General features: G+C 72.2%; 20 protein-coding genes. 13 read left to right on the top strand and 7 right to left on the bottom strand.

Features of this window, described 5'->3' with window-relative positions; all coding sequences use genetic code 11:
* The first annotated feature begins 222 nt into the window (after nt 1-222).
* Entirely contained in the window at nt 223-978 is a 756-nt protein-coding gene (locus Q1A09_RS17035; RefSeq protein ID WP_299957491.1) for a biosynthetic peptidoglycan transglycosylase, read from the top strand.
* On the opposite strand, the gene Q1A09_RS17030 is transcribed toward Q1A09_RS17035, so the two are convergent.
* Together Q1A09_RS17030 and Q1A09_RS17025 are read right to left on the bottom strand one after the other, a co-directional pair.
* Nucleotides 975-1,418 (bottom strand): RtcB family protein, encoded by a 444-nt coding sequence (locus Q1A09_RS17030; RefSeq protein WP_299957488.1) that lies wholly within the window; start codon nt 1,416-1,418, stop codon nt 975-977. The two genes, Q1A09_RS17035 and Q1A09_RS17030, sit on opposite strands and share 4 nt — an antisense overlap.
* A gap of 51 nt (nt 1,419-1,469) precedes the next feature.
* A complete protein-coding gene (locus Q1A09_RS17025; RefSeq protein ID WP_299957485.1) occupies nt 1,470-2,738 on the bottom strand; it encodes a site-specific integrase in 1,269 nt (422 codons plus the stop codon).
* Between the two features lie 306 nt (nt 2,739-3,044).
* Here Q1A09_RS17025 and Q1A09_RS17020 point away from each other — a divergent pair, with 306 nt between their 5' ends.
* The 10 genes from Q1A09_RS17020 (at nt 3,045) to Q1A09_RS16975 (ending at nt 8,836) form a co-directional block, all read left to right on the top strand.
* On the top strand, nt 3,045-3,281 hold the full coding sequence (locus Q1A09_RS17020; protein ID WP_299957482.1) for an AlpA family transcriptional regulator: 237 nt from the start codon (nt 3,045-3,047) through the stop codon (nt 3,279-3,281).
* Entirely contained in the window at nt 3,278-4,342 is a 1,065-nt protein-coding gene (locus Q1A09_RS17015) for a 2'-5' RNA ligase family protein (RefSeq protein WP_299957479.1), read from the top strand. Before Q1A09_RS17020 ends, Q1A09_RS17015 begins: the two co-directional genes overlap by 4 nt.
* Nucleotides 4,339-4,536 carry a hypothetical protein gene (locus Q1A09_RS17010; RefSeq protein WP_299957476.1) on the top strand — a complete coding sequence of 66 codons (198 nt, stop codon included), beginning with the start codon at nt 4,339-4,341 and terminating at the stop codon, nt 4,534-4,536. The genes Q1A09_RS17015 and Q1A09_RS17010 overlap by 4 nt, the downstream gene beginning before the upstream one ends.
* Complete coding sequence (locus Q1A09_RS17005) at nt 4,536-4,721, top strand: hypothetical protein (RefSeq protein ID WP_299957474.1); 186 nt, start codon at nt 4,536-4,538, stop codon at nt 4,719-4,721. The genes Q1A09_RS17010 and Q1A09_RS17005 overlap by 1 nt, the downstream gene beginning before the upstream one ends.
* Nucleotides 4,714-4,977 carry a hypothetical protein gene (locus Q1A09_RS17000; RefSeq protein WP_299957471.1) on the top strand — a complete coding sequence of 88 codons (264 nt, stop codon included), beginning with the start codon at nt 4,714-4,716 and terminating at the stop codon, nt 4,975-4,977. Before Q1A09_RS17005 ends, Q1A09_RS17000 begins: the two co-directional genes overlap by 8 nt.
* Nucleotides 4,974-5,291 (top strand): hypothetical protein, encoded by a 318-nt coding sequence (locus Q1A09_RS16995; RefSeq protein WP_299957469.1) that lies wholly within the window; start codon nt 4,974-4,976, stop codon nt 5,289-5,291. The genes Q1A09_RS17000 and Q1A09_RS16995 overlap by 4 nt, the downstream gene beginning before the upstream one ends.
* A 203-nt stretch (nt 5,292-5,494) precedes the next feature.
* Complete coding sequence (locus tag Q1A09_RS16990; RefSeq protein WP_299957467.1) at nt 5,495-5,866, top strand: hypothetical protein; 372 nt, start codon at nt 5,495-5,497, stop codon at nt 5,864-5,866.
* Between the two features lie 228 nt (nt 5,867-6,094).
* The gene (locus tag Q1A09_RS16985; RefSeq protein ID WP_299957464.1) at nt 6,095-7,435 is read left to right on the top strand and encodes an AAA family ATPase; all 1,341 of its coding nucleotides are present in this window, start codon (nt 6,095-6,097) and stop codon (nt 7,433-7,435) included.
* Between the two features lie 211 nt (nt 7,436-7,646).
* Complete coding sequence (locus tag Q1A09_RS16980; RefSeq protein ID WP_299957461.1) at nt 7,647-7,892, top strand: hypothetical protein; 246 nt, start codon at nt 7,647-7,649, stop codon at nt 7,890-7,892.
* Nucleotides 7,893-7,948: 56 nt separating this feature from the next.
* Nucleotides 7,949-8,836 carry a hypothetical protein gene (locus Q1A09_RS16975; RefSeq protein WP_299957458.1) on the top strand — a complete coding sequence of 296 codons (888 nt, stop codon included), beginning with the start codon at nt 7,949-7,951 and terminating at the stop codon, nt 8,834-8,836.
* Between the two features lie 168 nt (nt 8,837-9,004).
* Here Q1A09_RS16975 and Q1A09_RS16970 read toward each other — a convergent pair whose 3' ends face one another.
* On the bottom strand, nt 9,005-9,304 hold the full coding sequence (locus Q1A09_RS16970; protein ID WP_299957455.1) for a hypothetical protein: 300 nt from the start codon (nt 9,302-9,304) through the stop codon (nt 9,005-9,007).
* Nucleotides 9,305-9,335: 31 nt separating this feature from the next.
* Nucleotides 9,336-9,869 (bottom strand): hypothetical protein, encoded by a 534-nt coding sequence (locus Q1A09_RS16965; protein WP_299957452.1) that lies wholly within the window; start codon nt 9,867-9,869, stop codon nt 9,336-9,338.
* A gap of 56 nt (nt 9,870-9,925) precedes the next feature.
* Here Q1A09_RS16965 and Q1A09_RS16960 point away from each other — a divergent pair, with 56 nt between their 5' ends.
* Nucleotides 9,926-10,585 carry a HEPN domain-containing protein gene (locus Q1A09_RS16960; RefSeq protein WP_299957449.1) on the top strand — a complete coding sequence of 220 codons (660 nt, stop codon included), beginning with the start codon at nt 9,926-9,928 and terminating at the stop codon, nt 10,583-10,585.
* Between the two features lie 35 nt (nt 10,586-10,620).
* Here Q1A09_RS16960 and Q1A09_RS16955 read toward each other — a convergent pair whose 3' ends face one another.
* Together Q1A09_RS16955 and Q1A09_RS16950 are read right to left on the bottom strand one after the other, a co-directional pair.
* Nucleotides 10,621-11,394 carry a DUF2971 domain-containing protein gene (locus tag Q1A09_RS16955; protein ID WP_299957447.1) on the bottom strand — a complete coding sequence of 258 codons (774 nt, stop codon included), beginning with the start codon at nt 11,392-11,394 and terminating at the stop codon, nt 10,621-10,623.
* Nucleotides 11,395-11,578: 184 nt separating this feature from the next.
* Nucleotides 11,579-12,376 (bottom strand): RtcB family protein, encoded by a 798-nt coding sequence (locus Q1A09_RS16950; RefSeq protein WP_299957444.1) that lies wholly within the window; start codon nt 12,374-12,376, stop codon nt 11,579-11,581.
* A gap of 159 nt (nt 12,377-12,535) precedes the next feature.
* Here Q1A09_RS16950 and Q1A09_RS16945 point away from each other — a divergent pair, with 159 nt between their 5' ends.
* Nucleotides 12,536-13,009 carry an NUDIX domain-containing protein gene (locus Q1A09_RS16945; protein WP_299957441.1) on the top strand — a complete coding sequence of 158 codons (474 nt, stop codon included), beginning with the start codon at nt 12,536-12,538 and terminating at the stop codon, nt 13,007-13,009.
* 37 nt (nt 13,010-13,046) lie between these two features.
* Here the strand turns inward: Q1A09_RS16945 and Q1A09_RS16940 are convergent, their stop codons facing one another.
* Nucleotides 13,047-13,946 carry an SMP-30/gluconolactonase/LRE family protein gene (locus Q1A09_RS16940; RefSeq protein WP_299957438.1) on the bottom strand — a complete coding sequence of 300 codons (900 nt, stop codon included), beginning with the start codon at nt 13,944-13,946 and terminating at the stop codon, nt 13,047-13,049.
* Nucleotides 13,947-13,973: the final 27 nt, after the last annotated feature.

The following is a 13,973-nucleotide window of genomic DNA, read 5'->3' as shown; positions in this document are numbered from 1 at the left end:
ACAACGAGACAACCGCCTGGCCCGACCTCACCGCCACCGCGGCTTGACCTCCAAGCCCATGGGATGTCTGACCCGGCCCGCGGTGTCCTCCGGACGGGTGGAGTTCACCGGCTGCGGTGGCCCGCAGCGGGCGCCAGGGCTTCCCCTCCTGCCTCCGGTTCCTGATCATGGTCGTGCCGTTCCGGTCCGGGCGCGGTCGGAACGGGACGGGAGAACTGGTCGGTGGCGGCAGGCACGCTGGATCGCGAGCGGGCGGTGGCCGGACCTGGTCGACCCCGCCGGCGCCGGCTGCGGCGGCTGGCGAAGGTCCTCCTCGCCCTGCTGCTCACCGCGGTGGTCGGCCTCGGCGTCGCCTGGCAGCTGGCCCCCTCGGTCGACGACGCGGAGAGCCGGGTGGCCGACCACCTCGCGGCGAACGGCGCTCCGGCGCTGCAGGTGGAGCCGGCTCCCGAGCTGGTGCAGGCGCTGCTGGCCACCGAGGACAGCGGCTTCCGCTCCCACCTCGGCGTCAGCCCGACCGGTGCGGTGCGGGCCTTCCGGGGGCTGTTCACCGGCACCGACCAGGGCGGCTCCACCCTCGACCAGCAGCTGGCCAAGAACCTGTACCTGGACGGGGAGAACGGCCCGCTGCAGAAGGCCCAGGCCGTCGTCCTGGCGCTCAAGCTGGACGCCGCCCACAGCAAGACCGACATCCTCCGGATGTACCTGGACGACGGGTACTACGGGCACGGGTTCACCGGGCTGACCGCCGCCACGCAGGGCTACTTCGGGGTGCAGCCCGACGAGCTGACCTGGGCACAGGCCACCGTGCTCGCCGGGCTGTTCCAGGCTCCGAGCGCCTACGACCCGCTGGTGCACCCCGACCGCGCCGCCCGGCGGCAGGCGCACGTGCTCGACCGGCTGGTCGACGAGGACGTGTTCACCCGCAGCGAGGCCGACACCATCGCCGCCGAGGACTGGGGCCTGGTCGCCGGCTAGTCGCCCTTGACGTTGACCACCTGGCGCAGCGTGTGCCGTACCTCCACCAGGTCGGCGGCGTCGGCCATCACCTGGTCGATCGGCTTGTACGCGTCGGGGTGCTCGTCGAGGAACGCGTCGGAGTGCCCCCACGCGATCCCGCCCATCCGCTGCTCGAGGTCGGACCGGGTGAACAGCCGCCGGGCCGCGTTGCGCGAGTGGCTGCGCCCCGCACCGTGCGGTGCGGACAGCAGCGCTGCCTCGTTGCCCAGGCCGGCGACCACGTAGGACGCCGTCCCCATCGAGCCGGGGATCAGGCCGGCCTGCCCCCGCCGCGCGCTGATCGCGCCCTTGCGGGACAGCCACACGTCACGCCCGGCGTGGTGCTCGCGCTCGGTGTAGTTGTGGTGGGAGTCCGCTGTTGAGACGCAGACGCCCGGTTGACCAGGGCGTTCGGTCAACCGGGCGTCGCTCTGCGCGCATCCGTGCGCGCATCTGCTGCGTGGAACTGCCTACCGCGCGCCCCCGGCGCGCAGCGGCAGCACCGCCGCGCTGTGCCCGGCCATCGCCTGCCGGGTCCGCTGCGCGTGGTCGCCGAACAGCTGCCCGTAGACGGACCAGATCAGCGCGGGGGAAGTGTGCCCCAGCCGCCGGGCCACGGTCAGGACATCCACCCCCGCCTCCAGCAGCGCGCTGGTGAAGAACTTGCGGAGGTCATGGAACGAGAACTTCGGCAGCTCCAGCTCCCGGCCCCGGCGCACCTCGGTCACCATCGGCAGCCCGGCCGCGACGTAGGCCGAGCGCCACCACGCCTGGAGCGTCGAAGTCGCCATCGGCCACCCGTTGCTCCCGAGCACGAGCAGGTCCCCGGGGGCCGCGTCGGCACGGTGCTCGGCGATGTGCTCGACCAGCATCCGGATCAGGCCGTCGTCCACCGGGATGATCCGAGCGCTGTCGTCGGTCTTCGGCGGGGCGATCTGCTCGCTGACCTTCCCCGGCACCCGGACCAGCTGCTGGGTCACGCGGATCTCGCGGTGCAGCTCACTGACGTCGGCGATCCGCAGGCCCCGGGCTTCGCCCGAGCGCAGCCCGGCCAGCGCCCCCAGGGCCAGCACAACGGCCTGCGCGGGGTGCTGCTCGGCGAAAGCGGCCAGCAGGGCGGTCACCTGCTCCACGGTCGGGATCTCCTCCCGGTCCACCTTGCGGACGCCCTGCCGAGCCAGCCGGACGTCCTCACCCTTGGCCGGGTTCCACGTGATCAACCGGCGGCGCTCGGCCAGTGCGAACACGGAGCGCACCCGGTCCAGGTGGCGGGTGGTCGTGCTCATAGCCAGGCCCCGGCCGCCCTGGTCCACCGGGCGCAAGAGCCAGGCCACCCACGACGACAGGTCCGCCTCCGTCACGGCGGTCAGCGGCTTGGCCAGCAGCTCGCGGGGAAGGACACCCCGGGTCTGCTGGTGCAGTCCCAGGGTGTTGGGCTTCCACGGCCGGAGCCCGTCGGTCCGGTCGGCGATGTACCGGTCGAAGAACTCTCCGAAGCTGACGTGCTCCGGACGCTCGGCGACGTAGGCCCCGGTCCGGAGCTGACCCTGCGTCTGGTGCAAGAACTCCAGAGCGGCCCAGTAGTCCCGGAAGCTGCGGGCGCGCTGACGCCGTCCCTGACCAATGCCGGGCTCCCGCCACCGGACCTGGTAGCTGTCTCCGCGCTGCACGATGCCGTCGGGCATCTGCTTCGGCGGCTTCTTCGTGCGTGCGCCCGAGGGGCTGGCACTCTTGCTCATGGGTGGTCCCTTCCGACCGCCAAGGCCCCCGTCCGGTGTTCGCGCACCTGGCGGGGGCCGTCTTGTTCCCGCACGTCCGCGCGGTTGACACGGCGAGTGTGATCGCGCGTGTCAACAGTGTCAACTACACATCACCGCGTTGAGCTGCACTGTCCCATCTTGCGCGCGTGCATGCCAAGCCCCTACCGTTGCTGCCAGAACCCGTACCTGTGACGCCGTCCCCGGCGTCGCGGTGCGGGTTCGGTTCGTTTCAGGGGACGTGTTGACAGAGTTGACACGGCCTCTCCGACCCGGGAGCTGGCACCGATGACGCAGATCGTGATGAAGGATCCGCCCGCACCGCCGACGGTGCAGAGCGGCAGCACATGGGAGACCGAGCAGGCCGTGGCCGACCGGCTCGGCGTGCACATCGAGACGCTGAGGAAGTACCGGCGCAGCGGAACCGGCCCCCGGTTCAGCCGCCTCCCGGGTGGCCAGATCCGCTACCGCTCCACCACGGTGGACGCCTGGCTGGAGCGGGCTGCTGAGGGTGGTGCCGCATGAGCACCCCGACCAGCGCGGTGATCGTCGCGCTCCCCGCTGACGACGACCCCGTGCACCAGCTCGCCGATGACGCGCACGTGACCCTGCTGTTCCTGGGCGAGGCCACCAACCTGACCCCCGACGAGGTCGCTGACGTGGACGGGCTGCTGAAGCTGACCGCTGAGAACCTGGCCAGCTTCGATGTCGGGGTCTCCGGCTCCGGCGTGCTCGGCGAAGACCAGCAGCCGGTCCTCCTGGTGCAGTCCGAGGCGCTGACCTACCTGCGTGACCTGCTGGCCGCCGAGCCCGCCGTCACGCCGGTCACGGACCGGGTGGAGCAGTTTCCGAGCTGGGTGCCGCACCTGTCGGTCCGGGACCAGCAGAGGGCCGCGTCGGTCGACCTGGACGGGTTCACCGTCGGCGCGCTCGGCCTGTGGCTCGGTGGCCAGCACCGGACCTACGAGCTGCTGCCGCCGACCTGGACCCGGCTGCCCGACCACCTGGCCGACGAGGAGGAGACGGCCGAGACCCTGGCCGTCTCCGGCTACAGCTGCCCGGCCGTCACCGACGAGCGCAGCCTGTACGTCGCCCTCCGGCATGCCGAGGGGCATCCGGCGGCCCGGCCCTACGTGATCAAGCGGGCGAGCGCGCTGCGGCTGACCCACCTGGTGCCGACCTGGCCCGAGCTGGAGTCCACCGTCGTGCACCTGGACCGCCGGAGGCTGGCCCTCACCGCCGCTGGCGGCTTCACGGACCGGGACACCGGCGAGCGGTACCGGCCCACGCCGCCGAGCCGTCGCCAGCGGCGTGCGCAGGCCGCCGAGCGCCCGATCACAGACGCCGCCGACCTGCTGGCCGCCGTCAACCGCAAGCCGACCAACCCGGCCCGGCGTCGGGCGCTGATCGAGGCGGCCAGGCGGCTGGATCGGCTGCCGTACATCCCCGCCGACTGGGCCGAGCGGTCCCCGGGGGCCGCGTCGCTGGCCCCCGGTGCTGCCGACGCCATCCACCGGGCTGCCTACGGCGTCACGTCCGCCGAGGCGGCGCAGGTCCAGCACGGCCGCGTGCGGGGTGCCCGGTGACCGCCCCGACCCCGGCCGTCCTGGCCGACAGCCTGCCGCTGCCGCTGGCCAACTGGCGGGCGGGACGCCGCCGTCAGGTTCAGCGGCTGACCGCCGAGCGCGACCAGTACCCCGCGACGTCGCCGGACTGGCGCCAGCTGAACAGCCGGTTGGTGTTCGCAGCGCGCCGTCTCGCCGAGCTGGAGGCCCGCTGATGCCCGGCGGCAACTACCTCTCCCGGGCCGAGCGGCGTGCACTGGAGGCCAACGTGGCACACCTGCCGGTGACAGAGGCCGACCGGATCGTGGACCGGGCGACCTCCCACCCGAAGTGGGCGCGGGACAACGGCTGGACCTCACCCCTGCCGGTTGAGACGGGCCGAGCGGTGGTCCGTGCCTGACCTGGCCACGGTGCTGGCACTACTGGTGGACGCCCCGAAGCTGCACATCTTCAAGGGGCTGGTCTGCCAGGTCGGCACGGGCCAGCTGATCGTCTACGTGAACGGCGACGTGGTCGAGTACGTGCCGCACCTGGCCAGCTACACCCCGGTCGTCGGGGAGATGGTCTACGTCGCGGCGCAGGAAGGCTTCGGCTGGCTGGTGCTGGGCAGCGCAGTCCCGCGTACCGCAGCCGCGCGAGTGGCGGCGACCTCGTGAGCCGCCGCGTGAACCGGGCCGAGAACAACCTCACCCGGCCGCTGTCGCGGGCCGAGCGGGAGTACCTGGAGGCGCACCTGGCCGGGATGCCGGAGCAGCGGGCAGACGCCTTCCGGGCACTCCAGGACACCCCCGGCGGCCGGGCTCGGCTCCGGGATGCGGGCTACGCCAGCCGTCCACGGGAGATCGAGCAACGTCCGCAGCCGGTGGTCGGCCACCTGGCGGGTCAGCCGGTGAACCTCAGTGCGCTCGTGGCCGGGATGCGGAAGACGGAGCGCGGCCAGGCGGCGCTGCGCGCCCGGGGGCTGCTCTGAACGGCGAGCGGGCCGCCCTCCCGGAGGAAGGCGGCCCGCCTATGCCCAAACCTGACCAGGGGTTTCGGAAGGCAAGCGTCCCAGAGCTTCATCACGTGACGCAACCCCGTCGTCGCTGAACGGCAGCAGGCCCGGACGGGGACGCCCGGGCCTGCGCGGACCGACACCCAGTCACCCCTGAATGAGAGATCGGAGAGGCCATCGTGACCCCCACCCCGCCCGACGTCCACCGGCCCTACCGCGATGCCGACTGCGTCGCGGCCTTCCGCGAGGCCATCCACCAGCCGCCCGCCTGGTCGTGCTCACACCTCGCCGCCCAGCCCGGGACTCCCGGCCTCCGGCTCATGTGCGCACCCGACGCCGTCCAGTGCCTGCTCTGCGCCGCGCTGGACAGCAGCCCGGCGTGCTTCGACGCCTGCATGTGCTGCGGCACCGAGGGCGGGGCGCTCACGACGGTCCGGTTCGCCGTGTCAACCGACCGGATCAGCTGCGCGGCGGTGCTGTGCCAGCTCTGCATGAGCCTCGTCCCGCCGGGGGTCGGCTCGGTGCTGCCGGTCGCCGGATCGGCGCTCTGACCAGCGTTGACAGTGTTGACCTTGTTGTCTTGAAGGTCATACCTGTGCGCCGTAGACCTGTCCCAGCGGCTCCGGACATGGAGCGCCCCCGCACCGCGTCAACGGCCGGGGGCACGGAGCCGCCCCCACGTGCCCACGCGAAGGACGTCCCCCCATGAAGGCTAGCCGCAGCGCAGCCCGCTCAACAGACCTCACCGAGGCTGTCCAGCTGATCCCGGACCGTGCCCGGTGACCGCCGTACCGCTGCCAGGCACGCCGCAGCACAGCCTGAAGAAGGCCGCCGCGGACCTGGCCAAGGTGACCAGTGCGCTGAGTGCCGACTACGGCCCCCACCTCAGCCTGAGCGACCTGCACGACGCTGCTTCTGTCGTGCACGACCTCATGGCCAAGGCCGAGGCCTACGACCTCATTGCCGCCCGGCTGGCTGCCGAGGCCAAGGCGCTGGACCACCAGGCCGACGTCGAGGCGCAGGCTTACTGGCGTCAGCGGGCCGACCGCCTGGCCCGGGAGCGCCTGGCCGAGGAGGAGGCCGCCGCCGACGAGCGGTTGACACAGGCCGTCGTCCCGCAGCTGCTGGCCGACGTCCCCGACGACGTCACCGGCTACCGGGTCGAGGGGCTGATCGTGGCCAACGCGGTGACCCTGCTGTGGGCGCAGGCCAAGACCGGCAAGACCACGATGCTGGTGAACCTCATGCGGTCACTGACCGCCGGCTCCAAGTTCCTCGGCGCTTACCCGTGTCAACCGGTCGCCGAAGGCCGGCGGGTGGGGCTGCTGTCCTACGAGATGAACGGCGGCCAGCTGCGCCGCTGGGCCGAGGACCACGGCGTGGACACCAGTCGGGTGGCCGTGTGGAACCTGCGCGGGATGCCGAACCCGCTGCGCACCGAGCACAGCCGCAAGCTGCTGGGCAAAGAGCTGGCCGCCGCTGGGGTGGAGGTGCTGCTGATCGACACCTACGCCCGGGCCGCGTTGTCGGCCGACGAGAACGACAACCCGGCCGCCACCGCCTGGTTCAAGATGATCGGCGAGCTGACCGCCGAGGCCGGGGTCACCGACGTCCTGGTCACCCACCACGCCGGGTGGAACGGGGGCCGCCTGCGCGGCGCCAGCGCCCTCCAGGACTTCCCCGACGTCCTGTTGGGCCTGACCCGGGACGAGTCCGGCCGCCGGTTCCTGGAGGCCACCGGCCGGTTCAACGGGTCCGACGAGGGCCTGACCCCCACCGCGCTGGAGTTCGACCCGGCCAGCCGGACGCTGACCCTGACCGGCACTACGAAGACCAGCGCGAAGGCCGAGGCCCATGCGGAGGCGCTGGCCGCCAAGGAGCTGGCCGCGCATCTCCAGCTGACGTCCCGGGCCGAGGCGCTGGCGGCCGTGCTGACCACCGAGCCGATCAGCCAGGCCCAGGCCTTCCAGCGCCTCGCCGAGGACAAGGGCCTGAAGGTCCACCGCGACCACCGGCCCGGGGTGGTGGCCTACGCCGTCGAGCACTACGGCGTGCAGGTGGGTGGGGTCGGTGGGCCGGGCTCCGGCAGTGCCAAGTACCTCTCGGTGGTGGCTCCGTGAGGACAACCAGTCCGACCAGTCCGGACCAGTCCAACCACCAGTCCATGGACTGGTCGGACTGGTCTGTCCGAGGACCAGTCCGGAGGTCTGGTCCTTATAGGGACTGGTGGACTGGTCGGACTGGTCCCCGTGCGAGCGAGAAAGCGCAGGTCAGCGGTCGATTGGACCAGTCCATGACCGGTCCTGCGCGTAGTCGGCCCGGGAGGCGGCCGTGAGGGCGGTTGCCGAGCTGCTGTCCGGGGTCGGGCTGGAGGTCATGGCGGTGCCCGCTGATGACCTGTCCGGGTGGCACGTCGTGCTGGTCGTCGGCGATGTCCACGAGGACCAGGCGGACGCCGAGCTGGCCGCTGATGTGCTCGCCGTCCAGCTGTCCGAGGCGCTGGAGGCGGACCTGGCCGCACCGCTGCACGTCTGCTCCGAGCGCATGCCCCTGATCACCAGCGGCGGGACGTCGTGACCCGATGGCCCTGGACCCGTCCGACCGCCACCCGCACCGACCCCGAGGAGACCGCCATGACCGAGACCGCCGTACTGCCTGCCGAGCTGGACCAGCTGGACGCCGTCCTGCCCGTCGGACCGCTGGCCCGGCTGGTGAGCCCTGGAGTGCCCCGCTGGGCCTTCACCACGGTGGCCGCTGACCTGACCGGCCCGTGGCGTCGGGAGCCCCGGGTGGGTGCCGAGGTGCTGGAGCGCGGCCTGCCCGCCCTGCCGGAGCGGCCCCGGCTGCTCGTGAAGGACTACCGGATCGTCGGGGGCCTGCGGGAGGCCGTCTACCGGGAGACGGGCGAGATGCTGCCCGCTCAGGCCGCTGTGCCGCCGCTGCGCCGCCTGGTGGAGCTGGCCGGGGATCAGGGGACCCTCGTGGCGCTGGTGGAGCACCTGGACGGGCTGGCGGGGATCGACGTCGCGCCGACGGAGCCGGACGCGCCGGAGGGCTGGACCGTGGACGGGTGGCCCGCCATGCGCACGATCATGGGCGAGGTCCCGCCGCCGCTGCGCTGGAGCCCGCCGGTCGGCGGTGCCCGCCGTCCCGAGCTGGCCGCGCTGCGCCCCGGTGCAACCCCGGAGCGGCTGGTCGGCGTGCCGAGGGTGGCCCCACCAGCCCGCCGTCCCGACGGCGGGCTGGTGGGGATGGACGCGCGGCTGCTGGCGGTCAGGGCGCTGGTGCAGCACGCCGCCTCCGTGGGTGCCGTGGTGGACCGGGAAGACGTCGTCCGGCTGGTGGGCTGGGTCTGCGGTCCCGAGCGGGGCGTGACCCCGGTGACGGGGCGCGGCAGCCTGGCGCGCGAGTGGGCCAGCGCGGGAGTTCGGGAGGCCGAACGGGAGCTGGCCGCTGCGGACCCCGGCGAGGTGGCCGACCAGCTGCTCACGGAGCGTGCCGGGCGCGCTTCCGCTGAGTGAGGATGAACCCGGTTCGACGTCCCCGCGCTCGCAGAGATGCGCGCACGGGGACATCGGCGGCTCGCTGACCAGCACAAACGGGCAGGCCGTCTAGTTGTACGGCAAGTCGGCGGACGAATGAGGCCCCGTTGATCAAGATCAACGGGGCCTCATCGGGTTCGGTTGGTGTCAGTCGGTCACGGCCCGTCGCAGCCAGTGCACCCCACGGTCGAGCCCGTTGCCGGGGATGGCGCTGACCAGCTCCCAGCCCTCGGTGCCGAGCATGTCCAGCGCGGCCAGGATGCTGCTCACGTTGGCCTTCTTGCTCACCCGGTCTCGGGTCGCCCCGTGCCGGATCCACGTGCCGACCCTGTCGGGGTCGTTGAGCTTGGCCAGCGCCTCGGCGACCGCCGGGTCGTCCACGTTCGTCTGGTCGTGCAGGCCCATCGGGCCGGACCAGGTCACTGCTGCGTACTCCCATCGCGTCATGCCCCGACCGTAGGGCTCGGCACCGACGGGATCAGCTCCAGTCGCCGTCCCCGGCCTCCCGGGGGTCGATGACCTCGCCCTCCACGGGCTCGCCGGTCCACTCCAGCGCCTCGGGCTCGGTGCTGGGCACGGGCTGCTGCTGCGCCTCCCGCAGCGCCAGCAGGCGGGCACGGATCACCTCGGCGGGGCTCGCCCCCACCGGCACCTCGGCCGCGATGGACACGCTCACCGACGTCCCGGCCTGCTGGCGGGGCAGCACCCGGTCCAGCAACTGGGCGCTGGCCCGCAGCCGCACCTGGGGGTCCTTGTCCTCCAGGGCGTCCTCCACGACGTCCAGCGCCCGGTCCGCGATGGACAGCGCCCGGGTGCGCAGCTCGGTCACCTCTGCCTCGGCAGCGGCGCGGACGCTGGGCAGCTGGGCGCCGTGGACGAAGCACACCCGCGCTCCCCGGGTGGCCCGGCGTCGGCAGCGCTGGCCGTCGTCCTTGGTCGCCGAGCACTGCACCGCCCGGGGCCAGTCCCGGGTCCGGACGCCAGTGGGGATGACGAGATCGGTGCTCACCATGAAGGTGAGGGTAGGGGGGAGCAGGCCGTTGACATGGCCTTCCATACTTTGGAGCCGTGCCCAGCGCAGCAGCCGAGACCTTCGCCCAGCGGATCGCTGACGTTGACCTGCTCATGGAGATTCACGGCGAGATCGGGCACGGTTCCGGCACCCGGGGGAACCCCGGGCCGCGCGTGGAGGTGCTCAACCGCAGCGCCATCGTCCTCACCACGGCCATCTGGGAGGGCTACTGCGAGGAGGTGGCGGCCGAGGCACTGCGTCATCTGATCGACCACAGCGCCGACCCGAAGAGGCTGCCGAAGCGGCTGCGCGCCCAGGTGTCGGCCGAGCTGAACCCCGAGCAGGCGTGGCAGCTGGCAGGAGACGGTTGGAAGAAGTACCTGGCGGCCCGGCTCGCCACTTACGCCGAGAAGCGCGCCCGCGAGTTCAACACCCCGGCGTCCAAGCGCGTGGACGAGTTGATGCTGGAGGCCATCGGACTGGACAAGATCACCGATGCCTGGAAGTGGCCGCCGACCACCGCCAGCAAGTCACGGAACAAGCTGGACGGCTGGGTCCAGCTGCGCCAGGACATCGCGCACGGCTCCGGCGCGGCCAAGCCGGTGCGAAAGAAGACGGTGGAGAGCTACCGGACCCACGTCGGCCGCCTGGTGGAGCGCACCGACGCAGCAGTTGACGCCTACCTGCTTCAGGAGACCGGTCAGTCGTTCTTCTGACGGGGTGGACGTTCGCGTCGTTGTGTCAGCTGGGCTCAAACGATCTCAGGGGCGTCGTACAGGTCGCTTCGGACGACGGGCACGTCGGGCAGCCCGTAGCGGGCGAGCACCTGCCCGATCAGGTCGGTCAGCCAGGCCGGGGCCACGGGGGACACGTTGACACCGGCGAGCAACTGCACTAGGTCCACCCCCACTGCACTGGTGGGCGACGTCTCGTAGTCCTGCCAGTCATTGTCGGCGTCGGTGACTTCGTCCTGCGCTGACGCAACCGGCCCAGGGTGAGGACCGAAGTCCGGGAGCAGCAGCCGCACTTCACGCTCGTGGCTGAAGCTCATGCGCTTGTGCATGACCGGCAGGAACAGGTTTCGCTCCGGGATGACATCGCGGGCGAAGTCCACATAACGCACCTCCCCACCCGTCACGTGGCGCTCGTCGGTGATCGAGGCCGTCAGCCTGCGCCAGGTGGTGCGCACTGCAAGCCCCCGGTCCGCGTACGCCGACCACATCGCGGCCGACTCGTGCTCCGACATGTGCCAGCAGCTCACGCTCAGATGGCGAGTTCGCATCTTCCACAGCAGGGCGGGGAGGTGAGACGCGTCCACAGAGTTCGGCCCGAAGGCCTCCTTGAAGAAGTCGGTGTTCGGCGGCCCGACCGCGCCCTCCCAAGGATCTTGAAAAGTGTTGAGCCGGGCAAAGTGCAGGGAACCGGTCTCCAGCATCGACAGCAGCTTGGCGACGTCGAGGTAGCGCCAGAGCTGGACGTCGGGGTTGCTGGGTGGCGTGAGATCGCCGTTAGGGGCGTAGGCCATGAGTTCCCTTCCCAATGGAATCGGCGGCCTGCGCGCATGCTGCGCGCACAACGGCCCGAAACGGCGCTTTCAGTCCTCACACTAGGACTGTCGATCGCTGTCGCGTTATCAACATCAGGGCCAAGCTGACCTGCACGAACACCGGTCGCCACGCGTCAGACCGGGGATCTGTTGGAGCCTCTGTCTAGTTGTGGTGGCACTGCACCGTCTCCAGCCGCTGGACGTCGTCGGTCAGGCCATGCCCACTCAGGAACGTCCCGACCTGCTCGGCGACGCGGTCCATCATCTCCTCGCGGTTCAGCCAGGCGAACCGCTGCGCCCAGCGCAGCGCCTCGATGTAGGCGTCGAACTCCGGCGTCCCCTCCTGCAGGTACGCGAGGTCCCGGTCGGCCAGCTCGATGCCCTGGGCGCGGCACCACTCCTGCGCCCGGCGGATGTGCACCGAGGCGAGCTTGTTGCCCACGCCGCGGGAGCCGGAGTGCAGGAACAGCCACACCCGGTCCTGCTCGTCCAGCGAGACCTCGATGAAGTGGTTGCCCGAGCCGAGCGAGCCCAGCTGCAGCGGCCAGTTGCCCGCGGCGCCGTCGGCCTGCTCGACGCCGGCCAGCCCGCGCAGCTCGGCGACCCGCGCCTCGGCGCTGGGCCGCAGCTTCTTGTTGTACCGGCCGGCCGACAGCGGTACCGCCCGGGAGATCTGCCCGTGCAGCACGCTCAGGTCCGTTCCGGTGAGGTCGGTGGCGGCGAACTGGGTGCGCACCGCCGTCATCCCGCAGCCGATGTCGACCCCGACCGCGGCCGGGATGATCGCGCCCTCGGTGGGGATCACCGAGCCGACGGTCGCGCCCTTGCCGAGGTGCGCGTCGGGCATCAGCGCCAGGTGCGGGTGGATGAAGGGCATCGCCGCGGTGCGCTCGGCCTGCTCGCGGGTGCTGGGCTCCAGGATGGACGCCCAGCTCAGCAGGCGTCCGTTGATCGTCTCCATGGTCCTTTCTCGTCTCGTCGTCCCCTGGGGCGGCCATGTTGGCCGACATGGCCGCACGGGGGTGGGGTGGGTGGTGCCGCGCGGCCGGTGCAGTCAACGCGGTCGCCGGGGTGACCGCACCCGGATTACCCCGGTCGTCGGCGTGGCACGCTGCGCGTCGTGCCCGTGCGGAGGAGTGCCGGTGTGCTGCTGTACCGCCGGGCCGTGGACGGCGGCGTCGAGGTGCTGCTCGGGCACATGGGCGGGCCGTTCTGGGCGCGCAGGGACGCCGGGGCCTGGTCGGTGCCCAAGGGCGAGCACGAGCCGGGGGAGGAGCCGCTGGACGTCGCCCGGCGGGAGTTCGCCGAGGAGCTGGGCTCGCCGGTGCCCGCGGAGGAGTTCGTCGACCTCGGCGAGCTGCGGGTGACCAGCGGCAAGCTGCTCACCGTCTTCGCCGCCGAGGGCGATCTGGACGCCACCGCGTGCATCAGCAACACCTTCGACCTGGAGTGGCCGCCGCGGTCGGGCCGGGTGCAGCAGTTCCCGGAGATCGACCGGGCGGCCTGGGCCACCGTCGAGGCGGCCCGGCTGAAGCTGGTCAGGGGTCAGGTGCCGTTCCTGGACCGGCTGCTGGCCCGGCTCGACCCCGCCTGAGGAGCGCCCCGATCCGGTGTGGGGCGCTCCCCAGGAGTCAGGGACGGCCGGCGTGCGGGACGTCGACGGTGGTGGTGAGCAGGACCGCCTCGCGGGCCGGCGCACGGTTGTGCTCGTAGAAGTCCGGCGCGCTGCACAGCAGCAGCGTGCGGCCGTCGTCCCCGCCGAGGGCGCAGGCGAACACGCCCAGCCCCTCGGGGGCGCGCACCTCGTCGACCACCTCGCCGCCGGGGGACAGCCGCGCCGCCCGGCCGCCGACGGCATCGGCGATCCAGAGGTGGCCCTCGGTGTCCAGCGTGCAGCCGTCGGGGGCGACCACCAACTGGCCGAGCACCTCCTCGGTGGTGGCCCCGGTGACCTCCGGGCCGAGCTGGGCGAACACCCGCCGGCCGGTGAGCGAGCCGTCCGGAGCCAGGTCGAAGGCGGTGACCCGGTTGCCCAGCGTCTCGTCGACCAGCAGCGTCCCGCCGTCCGGGGTGATCACCATGCCGTTGGGGAACTGCAGCCCCTCGGCGACCACGGTGACCGTGCCGTCGGGGTCGACCCGCTTGAGCGACGCGGTGCCCGCCGCCCCGCCGCCCATCAGGTCGAAGCCGAAGTCGCCGGTGTAGACCCGGCCGGCCTCGTCGACCACGAGGTCGTTGAGGTGGCCGCCGCAGCGCTCGGTGAGGTCGGCCAGCTCGGAGGTCTCGCCGTCGGCGACCCGCAGCAGCCGGTGGTCCTTCATCGACACCGCGACCAGCGTGCCGTCGGGCAGCCAGCCCAGCCCCGAGGGTTGCCCGGCCACCTCGGCCACCACCTGCTCCGCGCCGTCGGTGCCGATCCGGCTGATCGTGTGCCGGTAGAAGTCCGACACCCACCAGGTGCCGTCGTGCCAGCGCGGGCCCTCGAAGAAGGCGCCGCCGGTGAACAGGGTGGTGAGTGACCTCGTCGTCATGGCCGGACCCTAGCCAGCACGGGCCGC

Source organism: uncultured Modestobacter sp., assembly GCF_947486615.1.
Classification (GTDB): Bacteria; Actinomycetota; Actinomycetes; order Mycobacteriales; family Geodermatophilaceae; genus Modestobacter.
The sequence above is the reverse complement of the archived record's forward strand: the minus strand, read 5'-3'. Positions and strand labels throughout refer to the sequence as shown.

Coding starts and splice junctions, on each gene's coding strand:
- Q1A09_RS17025 (WP_299957485.1), bottom strand. CDS start 2,738: ATGAGCAAGAGTGCCAGCCCCTCGGGCGCACGCACGAAGAAGCCGCCG.
- Q1A09_RS17020 (WP_299957482.1), top strand. CDS start 3,045: ATGACGCAGATCGTGATGAAGGATCCGCCCGCACCGCCGACGGTGCAG.
- Q1A09_RS17015 (WP_299957479.1), top strand. CDS start 3,278: ATGAGCACCCCGACCAGCGCGGTGATCGTCGCGCTCCCCGCTGACGAC.
- Q1A09_RS17005 (WP_299957474.1), top strand. CDS start 4,536: ATGCCCGGCGGCAACTACCTCTCCCGGGCCGAGCGGCGTGCACTGGAG.
- Q1A09_RS16975 (WP_299957458.1), top strand. CDS start 7,949: ATGACCGAGACCGCCGTACTGCCTGCCGAGCTGGACCAGCTGGACGCC.
- Q1A09_RS16970 (WP_299957455.1), bottom strand. CDS start 9,304: ATGACGCGATGGGAGTACGCAGCAGTGACCTGGTCCGGCCCGATGGGC.
- Q1A09_RS16965 (WP_299957452.1), bottom strand. CDS start 9,869: ATGGTGAGCACCGATCTCGTCATCCCCACTGGCGTCCGGACCCGGGAC.
- Q1A09_RS16955 (WP_299957447.1), bottom strand. CDS start 11,394: ATGGCCTACGCCCCTAACGGCGATCTCACGCCACCCAGCAACCCCGAC.
- Q1A09_RS16950 (WP_299957444.1), bottom strand. CDS start 12,376: ATGGAGACGATCAACGGACGCCTGCTGAGCTGGGCGTCCATCCTGGAG.
- Q1A09_RS16940 (WP_299957438.1), bottom strand. CDS start 13,946: ATGACGACGAGGTCACTCACCACCCTGTTCACCGGCGGCGCCTTCTTC.